The 8,600-nt window shown below is 74.0% G+C and carries 11 protein-coding genes; 9 read left to right on the top strand and 2 right to left on the bottom strand.

Annotated elements, in window-relative coordinates:
• The coding region (locus tag VFL99_RS11655; protein WP_325106525.1) for a helix-turn-helix domain-containing protein at window positions 1–194 on the bottom strand (194 nt) is incomplete at its 3' end.
• 295 nt (window positions 195–489) lie between these two features.
• On the opposite strand from VFL99_RS11655, the gene VFL99_RS11650 reads away from it, so the two are divergent.
• The 9 genes from VFL99_RS11650 to VFL99_RS11610 all read left to right on the top strand — a co-directional run bounded on the left by VFL99_RS11650 (window position 490) and on the right by VFL99_RS11610 (window position 7,915).
• Complete coding sequence (locus VFL99_RS11650) at window positions 490–1,161, top strand: hypothetical protein (protein ID WP_325106524.1); 672 nt, start codon at window positions 490–492, stop codon at window positions 1,159–1,161.
• Window positions 1,158–2,570, top strand: coding sequence for an AAA family ATPase (locus VFL99_RS11645; protein WP_325106523.1), 1,413 nt, complete (start codon window positions 1,158–1,160; stop codon window positions 2,568–2,570). Before VFL99_RS11650 ends, VFL99_RS11645 begins: the two co-directional genes overlap by 4 nt.
• Complete coding sequence (locus VFL99_RS11640; RefSeq protein ID WP_325106522.1) at window positions 2,563–4,011, top strand: WS/DGAT/MGAT family O-acyltransferase; 1,449 nt, start codon at window positions 2,563–2,565, stop codon at window positions 4,009–4,011. Before VFL99_RS11645 ends, VFL99_RS11640 begins: the two co-directional genes overlap by 8 nt.
• Window positions 4,008–4,994: a patatin-like phospholipase family protein gene (locus tag VFL99_RS11635; RefSeq protein ID WP_325106521.1), complete on the top strand. Its 987-nt coding sequence runs from the start codon at window positions 4,008–4,010 to the stop codon at window positions 4,992–4,994. Before VFL99_RS11640 ends, VFL99_RS11635 begins: the two co-directional genes overlap by 4 nt.
• Window positions 4,994–5,491 carry a DUF6912 family protein gene (locus tag VFL99_RS11630; RefSeq protein ID WP_325106520.1) on the top strand — a complete coding sequence of 166 codons (498 nt, stop codon included), beginning with the start codon at window positions 4,994–4,996 and terminating at the stop codon, window positions 5,489–5,491. The genes VFL99_RS11635 and VFL99_RS11630 overlap by 1 nt, the downstream gene beginning before the upstream one ends.
• A gap of 93 nt (window positions 5,492–5,584) precedes the next feature.
• Window positions 5,585–5,947, top strand: a complete 363-nt coding sequence (locus VFL99_RS11625) for a YciI family protein (protein WP_325106519.1) — start codon at window positions 5,585–5,587, stop codon at window positions 5,945–5,947.
• Window positions 5,947–6,306, top strand: a complete 360-nt coding sequence (locus tag VFL99_RS11620; RefSeq protein ID WP_325106518.1) for a YciI family protein — start codon at window positions 5,947–5,949, stop codon at window positions 6,304–6,306. Before VFL99_RS11625 ends, VFL99_RS11620 begins: the two co-directional genes overlap by 1 nt.
• A complete protein-coding gene (locus tag VFL99_RS11615; protein WP_325106517.1) occupies window positions 6,306–6,665 on the top strand; it encodes a YciI family protein in 360 nt (119 codons plus the stop codon). The genes VFL99_RS11620 and VFL99_RS11615 overlap by 1 nt, the downstream gene beginning before the upstream one ends.
• Complete coding sequence (locus tag VFL99_RS11610) at window positions 6,665–7,915, top strand: RNA polymerase sigma factor (protein WP_325106516.1); 1,251 nt, start codon at window positions 6,665–6,667, stop codon at window positions 7,913–7,915. The genes VFL99_RS11615 and VFL99_RS11610 overlap by 1 nt, the downstream gene beginning before the upstream one ends.
• On the opposite strand, the gene VFL99_RS11605 is transcribed toward VFL99_RS11610, so the two are convergent.
• Window positions 7,905–8,600: hypothetical protein (locus VFL99_RS11605; protein ID WP_325106515.1), on the bottom strand; the 696-nt coding region annotated here is incomplete at its 5' end. The genes VFL99_RS11610 and VFL99_RS11605 overlap by 11 nt on opposite strands.

Here is an 8,600-nt window from a genome sequence, read left to right as displayed (position 1 = left end):
TGCACGAAGGTCTTGGTCTCGGCATACATCCGCTGGATGTAGTTCTCGAGCTCGGTGGCCTCGACCCGCCACTGGCCCCGGCCACCGACCTTGATGGCCGGCAGCTCACCGGAGCGGACCAGGGCGTAGGCCTGTGCGGAGGAGATGTTCAGCGTCTCGGCGACGTCGGACAGCTGGATGAACCGTTGCGGCATGTGGGGACTCCCGAGGGCAGTGGGGGACGGAAGCGGTCAGGGGAACCGCCTCCCTCCGGTAGGGCACTTGACCAATTCTTGACCTAGATCGTACGGCGCTGTCCAGAGGTTCCCCGACATCATGCACCGCATCGGTTTGCGTCGTGTCGCCTCCCGTCACAGCCTGTGGACAACGCTACCCGCAGGTGGACGGACGCGGCATGCTGAGAGCCGGTTTGGCCTTCGGGAGCCGTGAGGTGGCAGGATCGGCGAGTCCCGGGGGAGAACGCAAGGACGCCTGCTCGAAGGGGAACCCGTGCCCGACTCATCGGAGCTGTCGAGACCGACCGCCGCGCGCCTGCAGCGACCCTCGTGGACGGACACCCGGCTGCTCGTCGGGGTCGTCCTGGTGCTCGTCTCGATCGTGGCCGGCGCCAAGGTGGTGGCCGCCGCGGACGACACGGTCCCGGTGTATGCCGCCACCCGCACCCTCGTGCCCGGTCACCGGCTCGGGGAGGGCGACGTCAAGCGTGTCGCCGTGCGCGCCGAGGACCTCAGCCTGTATGCCGACGGCTCGCGTCCGCTGCCCCACGACAGCTTCGTGCTGCGCGAGGTGCGCGCCGGGGAGCTGCTGCCGCGCAGTGCGCTCGGCGACAAGGAGCAGGTCGGCGTCAAGGCCGTGAGCGTGCCGGTCGACGCCTCGTCGGTGCACGGTCTCGTCGTCGGCTCGGTGGTCGACGTCTGGGTCAGCAAGCGGGTCGACGACGCCGCCCGCGAGACGTGGACCAAGCCGCAGCGCATGCTGCCGTCGGCCACGGTGGCGCGGATGCCGAAGAGCTCCTCCGGGCTGGGCGTCGCCGCCGCCGACACCGCCGTGCAGGTCCTCGTGCCGGACGAGGCCGTCGAGCAGGTGATCGCCGCCGTGGACGCCGGCTCCCGGGTGACCCTGGTGCCGGTGCCGGGGTCGCCCGTGCGGGACGCCTCATGAGCGTGGACCTGCTGCTCGCGGCGAGCCCGGCCCTGGACGGCCGGGTGGCGACCGCGTTCGGGCGGGCGCCCGGCTGCACGGTCGTGCGGCGCTGTGTGGACCTCGCGGACCTGCTGGCGGTCGCCGCCTCGGGCGTCGGTGCCGTGGCCGTCGTGACCGGCGACCTGCGCGGCCTGGACCGCACCGCCCTGGGCGACCTGGCCGCGGCCGGGCTCGGCGTGATCGGCGTGCACGCCTCCGGGGACGAGGAGCAGGAGCGGCGGCTGCGCCAGCTGGGACTGGTGACCGTGCTCCCGGCCGACGCCGCCACCGACGAGGTGGCCGAGGCCCTCGAGCGCGTCGAGCGACCCGCCCCGGCGGCGCGGCAGGACCAGGCCGGTGGCGGGGCCGAGGCTGGGCGCAGCCGGTTTCGCCCGCTGGCCGATCTCGACCCCGGCGCAGGGACGCCCCCTGCGGCGGCCGCCTCGGCGCGCGAACCGACCGGCGCCGAGGCGGTCGAGGCCCTCGACCCGTCGAACGAGCCGCCCGCCGACGACGAGCCGCCCGCCGACGAGCCGGGACCGCGTGCCCTCATCGCTGTCTGGGGACCGGCCGGGGCGCCGGGGCGCACCACGGTCGCGGTCAACCTCGCCGTCGAGCTCGCCCGCAGCACCGGCTCGGCCCTGCTCGTGGACGCCGACACCTACGGCGCCTCGGTCGCCCAAGGGCTGTCGCTGCTCGACGAGGCGCCCGGCCTCGCGGCCGCCGCCCGGGCCTCCGAGCAGGGCACCCTCGACCTGCCGGCCCTCGCCCGGCTCGCGCCGGAGGCGCTCCCCGGGCTGCGCGTGCTGACCGGCCTGCCCAAGGCCGAGCGCTGGCCCGAGCTGCGCCAGCGCGCGGTCGAGCACGTCCTCGACCTGGGCCGGCAGCTCGCCCGGTTCGTCGTCGTCGACTGCGGCTTCAGCCTCGAGGACGACGAGGAGCTCAGCTACGACACCCGCGCGCCCCGCCGCAACGCGACCACCCTCGTGGCGCTGGAGGCCGCCGACGAGGTCCTGGCCGTCGGCTCCGCCGACCCGGTCGGCCTGCAGCGGCTCGTGCGCGGCCTGCAGGAGCTCACGGAGGTCGTGGCGGCCGAGCCCACGGTCGTCGTCACCAAGATCCGCGCCGCAGCCGTCGGCAACCGGCCCGAGCACCAGGTGCGGGAGGCACTCGGCCGCTTTGCCGGCATACCGGATCCGTGGCTGGTGCCCGACGACCGTGCCGCACTGGACGCGGCGATGCTGGCCGGCCGCTCGCTGGCCGAGCACGCGCCCGGCTCGCCGGCCGCCCGGGCGATCGCCGACCTCGCCGCCCGGCTGTCCGGCGTGGAGGGCGGCCGGAGGAGCCGCCGCGCACGACGCGGTCTGACACGATGGGCCCGTGCCTGACCGCCTGACCTCGCTGGACGCGTCGTTCCTCTACCTGGAGGAGCCGGCGGCGGCCATGCACGTCGGCTCGGTCATGGTGTTCCAGCCGCCCGAGGAGGGCTTCGACCACGACCAGCTGGTGCGGCTGGTGTCGGACCGGATCGCCTACGTGCCCCGCTACCGGCAGCGGGTGCGCGAGCTGCCCGGGCACGTGGCCAACCCGGTCTGGGTGGACGACGAGGACTTCGACGTCAGCTACCACGTGCGCCGCTCGGCGCTGCCGCGCCCGGGCAGCGACGAGCAGCTGGAGGAGTTCGTCGCGCGCGTGCAGGCCCGGCCGCTGGACCGGGGCCGGCCGCTGTGGGAGGTCTACCTCGTCGAGGGACTGGCCGGCGGCCGGCTCGCGATCGTCACCAAGACCCACCAGGCGCTCGTCGACGGGATCAACGCCGTCGACATCGGGCAGATCGTCGTGGACGGCGAGAAGGGCGAGGCGCCGGTCGAGCACAGCTGGCACCCGGTGCGCGAGCCCAGCGACCTCGAGCTGCTCACTGGCGCCCTCGTCGACGCGGTCCGTCGGCCCAACCAGGTCATCGAGAACGTCCGGGGCGGCCTCGCCGACGTGCGGGCGCTCGCCGGCCGGGTGGTGGGTGCCACCGGCGGGGTCGCCGAGGCGGTGTTCCGCAGCGCCGCGCGGCCGGCGCCGCACAGCCCGCTGAACGCCCACGTGGGGGAGGCGCGTCGCTTCGCCATGGTCGCCACCGACCTGGAGGACTACCGCACCGCCCGGAGCCGGTTGGCGCGCGGCACGTTCAGCGACGACGTGTCGGTCCACGACGTCGTCCTCGCCACGGTCGCCGGCGCCCTGCGCAACTGGCTGCTCACCCGCGGCGAGTCGGTGTCGGGCGGCACCACCGTGCGCGCGATGGTGCCGGTCAGCGTCTACGGCGACGACCGCACCGCTGGCCGCCTGGGCAGCAAGATGGCCGCCTGCTTCGTCGACCTGCCCGTCGGAGAGCCGAACCCGGCCATGCGGCTGCACCAGATCGCCTTCTCCATGCGCCAGCAGATGGAGGGCGGCCAGGCCCTCGGCGCCCAGACCATCGCGGGCATCGCCGGTTTCGCGCCGCCCACCCTGCACTCCCTCGGCGCCCGCCTCGGCAGCGCCATGTCCCGTCGCCTGTTCAACGTCGTCATCACCAACGTGCCCGGCCCGCAGCAGGAGATGTATGCCGGAGGCGCCCTCCTCCTCGCGACCTACCCGGTGATGCCCCTCGCCAGGGGACAGGCGCTGTCCATCGGGCTCACGTCATACCTCGGCTCGGTCTATTACGGGCTCAACGGCGACCGCGAGGCCATGTCCGACATCCACGTGCTGGAGCAGTGCCTGGTCGACGCGCTCGCCGAACTGGTCGACCAGCCGCCCCGCCGGGAGACGCCCCGCCCGGAGCGGCGCCGATGAGCGAGCGACCACGGCGGGGGCTGGTGCTCGGAGGTGGCGGCGTCCTCGGTGCGGCGTGGACGGTGGGTGCGCTGCGAGCGCTGGAGCTCGAATACGGCCTGGACGCGCGGGAGTTCGACGAATACGTCGGCACCTCCGCGGGTTCGGTCCTGGTGGCCCTGCTCGCCGCGGGGGTCGGCGTCGACGACCTGCTGCGCCACCAGCGCGACGAGCCGCTCGTCTCCGGGCCGCTCGAGGGCTTCTTCTTCGACTACGGCGAGGCGACCGGCGGCGCCAAGCCGGGCAAGCCCAAGCACGGCATCGGCTCGAAGGCGTTGCTGTCGCAAGGGGTTCGCTACCTGCGAGCCCTCCCGCCGATGGTGGTGGTCTCGGCCCTGCTCCCGGAGGGACGCGGTCGGCTGGACGGCATCGGGGCGCTCGTCGCGCACTGCGTGCCGAACGGCTGGGTCGAGCGCGACGGGGTGGCCGTCGTGGCGATGGACTACGAGTCCGGGCAGCGGGTCGCGTTCGGCCGCGACGGAACGCCGCCGGCCGACCTCTGGCGGGCCGTCATGGCCTCGTGCGCGATCCCCGGGTGGTACGAACCGATCCGGATCGGCGAGCACCGCTACATCGACGGCGGGGCCTGGTCCTCCACCAGCGTCGACCTGATGGTCGGGCGCGGCCTGGACGAGGTCTACGTCCTGGCGCCCTCGGTGAGCTTCGACGTCGACTCCCCGCACCGGTTCGCCACGAGGATGGAGCGGCGCTGGCGCAACCACGTCACGGCCCGCTGCCTGCGCGAGGTCGCCGAGGTCCACGCCGACGGCGCGCAGCTCACGGTGCTGGGCCCCGGTCGGCGCGACCTGGAAGTCATGGGCGGCAACCTCATGGACGCCGCCCGCCGGTCCGCCGTCATCGAGACCTCGGTCATCACCTCCGCCCAAGCCCTGCACGATCCGGCGCCGCTGCCCGCGGCCGCACCGTACGAGGAGGAGTCCTGATGCCCCGCACCCGCGTCTACCTGCCGGTCACGAGGACCGACCTGGCCACGCTCGCTCGCGAGCGGGTCCTCCCGGCACCCCGGTCGGCCTGCGCGGTCACCCGCGCCCTCGAGCAGTCGCAGAAGGGGGCCGACGAGGAGGAACTGGAGTACCTCGCCCTCCAGCACGCCGCGCACGAGGCGGTGCCCACCGCCGCGGACGCCGGCGAGCGGGTGGTCGTCGCGGCCGCCGACGTGTCCCCGGAGGAGGTCACCGGTGTCGACACGCCTGCCGCGCAGCTCCCGGCGGGGCGGATCGCCTGCTCGGTCACGGTCACCGAGCAGGTCCCGCTGGCGCGCATCGCCTCCTTCCACGTCGGGGACGGCATCGCGGTCGTGCCGCCCGGCGCTGCCGAGGACGACCCGACGCAGGAGGTGGAGGACGTCGAGCTGTCGTGGTACGACGTCACCGAGCTCGCCGGCCTGCTCGACCTGGTCGCCGGCGTCCGCCGCCGTTGAACCACTCCCGTTCGGCTGTCGATTTCGGGTCGGCCCGCGCGTCATCACCATGACGAGCCGCCACGGGGGCGGCTCCGAGCAGAGGAGCACCTCATGACCAGGTACGCGATCTTGATCCCGACCGGCGAGGACCGCTGGGCCGGTGCCAGCGTCGAGGAGAAGAAGCAGGGGTATGCCGACCACGGCGAGTTCGCGCGGCTGCTCGCCGAGCGGGGGCACACCATGGTCGGCGGCGCCGAGCTGACCCCCTCCAAGGAGACCAAGGTGGTCCGCGGGTCGCTCGACGACGTGTCGGTCACCGAGGGGCCGTTCGCCGAGGCGGCCGAGCACCTCACCGGCTTCTACCTCGTCGAGACCAACGACCCCGAGGACCTGCTGCAGGTCTGTGGTCGGCTGGCCCAGCGCGAGCAGGTCCTCGAGGTGCGCCGCTGCGTCGACCCGAGTGAGCGCCCCTGATGGCGCGCTACCTGGTCCTGCTGCCCGGACCGGAGGAGGAGTGGGCGCAGCTGTCGGAAGAGGAGCTGGCCGAGGGCCTCAAGGGGCACGAGGAGTTCTGGCGCCAGCTCACCTCGCACGGCCACCGGGTCGTCACCGCCTCACCGCTCACCCCGTCCCGGGAGGCGACGTCGATGCGCTTCGAGCCGGACGGCGCGGTGACGGTGACCGAGGGGCCGTTCACCGAGTCGGCCGAGCAGATCGTCGGCTTCTACCTGCTGGAGTCCGAGGACGAGGCGGACCTGCTGAAGATCTGCGAGGACCTCGCCCGCACCGGCAACCACCTCGAGATCCGCCGGCTCGAGAGCGGCGACCACTGATGCGCTACCTCGTCCTGCTCGCCGAGGACCCGCAAGCCTGGGACCGCGCGAGCGAGTCGGAGCGCCAGGAGGTCCACCGCCGACACGTGGCGTTCGACCGTGCCGTGCGCGAACGCGGCCGGCTGCTCGGGGGCGAGGCGCTCGCCCGCGGCGACACCGCCACCACGCTGCGCCCCGAGGCCGGCGAGCACGTCGTCACCGAGGGGACATTCGCGGAGACGTCCAGGCAGGTCGCGGGCTTCTACCTCATCGACGTGGACGACCTCGACGTCGCGGTGGAGTTGTGTCGCCTCCTGCCCAGCGGCTACACGATCGAGCTGCGCCCCACCATCGAGGTCGAGGGCGCGACCGGAGCCTGATGGGCGACGCGGCGCAGGCGCTGGAGCAGGTCTGGCGCGACCAGTGGGGCCGGTTGCTGGCCCTGCTGGTCGCGCAGTACCGCCGGCTGGACCTCGCCGAGGACGGCTTGGCCGAGGCGTTCGAGGCGGCGGTGCGCACCTGGGCGGCGGACGGCATACCGACGAACCCGGCGGCGTGGCTGCTCACGGCGGCACGGCGACGCGTGCTCGACCGGTTGCGCGCCGAAGCTGTCGCGGCGCGCAAGGAACCGCTGCTCGCGGTGGACGCCGAGGTGAGCCAGCGGGCGGCGCGGGTCATGGCTGACCCGGGAGGTCTGGTGGAGGACGAGCGGCTGCGGCTGGTGTTCCTGTGCGCCCACCCGGCGCTGGAGCGCTCGGCCGCCAGCGCGCTCACGCTGCGGCTGGTGCTCGGCGTGCCGACCGAGGACGTCGCCCGGCTGTTCCTCGTGAGCCGCCCGACGATGGCCGCGCGGCTGACCCGGGCGAAGCGGCGGCTCGCGGCGAGCGGGGCCCCTTTCCGGGTGCCGAGCCCCGGGGAGCTGCCGGGGCGGCTGGCCACCCTCGCCGAGGTGGTCTACCTGGCGTTCACGGCCGGCTACGCACCCGGCTCGGGGCCGGACGTCGTGCGAGTCGCCGTGGCAGGTGAGGCGATTCGGCTCACCCGGCTGCTGCGCGAGTTGCTGCCGGGCGATCCGGTCCTCGACCTCCTGCTCGCGCTCATGCTGCTGCAGCACTCCCGGCGGGATGCGCGCGCCGACGCCGACGGGCTGCCCATCCTGCTGCCGGACCAGGACCGGCAGCGGTGGCACCACGACGAGATCTCCGAAGCGCTGTTCGTGCTCGCGCCGTACGTCGGTCGACCGGTGGCGGGACGGGAGGGCAGCTACCTCGCTCAGGCGCTCATCGCCGCCGAGCACGCCACGGCGCCGACCGCGGCGGACACGCGGTGGGACCGGATCGCGGGCCACTACGCCGAGCTCGAGTCGCTCGCACCTTCGCCCGTGGTCACCCTGAACCGTGCCGTCGCCGTCGCGGAGGCGGACGGGCCGCGCGCCGGCCTGTCCCTGCTCGAGGGCCTCGACGACCGTATGCCGGAAAGCCACCGCCTGCCCGCGGTCCGGGCCGAGCTGCTCGCCCGGGCGGGGGACACGGACGGTGCGCGGACGGCATACGAGCGGGCGATCTCCCTGTGCGGCAACGACGCCGAGCGGCGGCACCTGGTCTCCCGGCTGGAGGAGCTCAAGGGCTGACCGTTGGTTCTCGCAGCCCGCAGGCGGGGTGGCGGGAGCGGCTGGTGGGTTGCAGCCGCAGGGTGCGGTGGGAGGTGGCCGTCTCGGCGATTCGTGGGCCGATCTCGCGACGCCAGAGCGGATCGGCAGCCAGCCGGCCGAACGCCTCGTCGTGGGCGCCGGCGTCGGGGAAGGCAGCGGTCCACACGAGGGTGTTGTCTTCCCGGACGGGGAGAGCGGGGAAGGTGTTCGTGGCAGGTTCGGTGCGCCACATCGCGACGGTCGTGCCGAGCCGGTCCTCGAGGAGGGCGTGCAGGTCCGTGCACAGCCACGCCTCGGTCTGAGTGCTCGGCGGGGAGGTGTAGGCGACGGCGACATGCCACTCGGCGGACTCCGTGGCGCCGGCCGACTCCTGCCGGTGCACCGGCGCAGTAGGCGGATGGGCGGGCGCGGTCGGGCGGAGCAGGTGGACGTCGTCGCTGTCGATCATCGTCGCGTTCGCAGCCGCACGGTGACGAGCCCAGACGGGCCCACCGTAGAAGGCTTCGAGGGCCTGACGGCGCGTTTCCATCGAGGCGAAGCCGCGCCACCAGACGAAGCGGTCCGGGTCGTCGCGGTCGCGGAAGAGCCCACCGATCGTCATCCCGACCGCCTCCTGGGTTTCGATGAACTCGCGCTCGAAGAGGTCGACGAGCACGGGCGCCTG

The organism is Segeticoccus sp. (genome assembly GCF_035708005.1).
The sequence above is the reverse complement of the archived record's forward strand: the minus strand, read 5'-3'. Positions and strand labels throughout refer to the sequence as shown.

Bases quoted from the DNA above. Each gene is read 5' to 3' on its own strand.
- VFL99_RS11645 (WP_325106523.1), top strand. From the start codon at position 1,158: ATGAGCGTGGACCTGCTGCTCGCGGCGAGCCCGGCCCTGGACGGCCGG.
- VFL99_RS11635 (WP_325106521.1), top strand. From the start codon at position 4,008: ATGAGCGAGCGACCACGGCGGGGGCTGGTGCTCGGAGGTGGCGGCGTC.
- VFL99_RS11630 (WP_325106520.1), top strand. From the start codon at position 4,994: ATGCCCCGCACCCGCGTCTACCTGCCGGTCACGAGGACCGACCTGGCC.
- VFL99_RS11625 (WP_325106519.1), top strand. From the start codon at position 5,585: ATGACCAGGTACGCGATCTTGATCCCGACCGGCGAGGACCGCTGGGCC.
- VFL99_RS11620 (WP_325106518.1), top strand. From the start codon at position 5,947: ATGGCGCGCTACCTGGTCCTGCTGCCCGGACCGGAGGAGGAGTGGGCG.
- VFL99_RS11615 (WP_325106517.1), top strand. From the start codon at position 6,306: ATGCGCTACCTCGTCCTGCTCGCCGAGGACCCGCAAGCCTGGGACCGC.
- VFL99_RS11610 (WP_325106516.1), top strand. From the start codon at position 6,665: ATGGGCGACGCGGCGCAGGCGCTGGAGCAGGTCTGGCGCGACCAGTGG.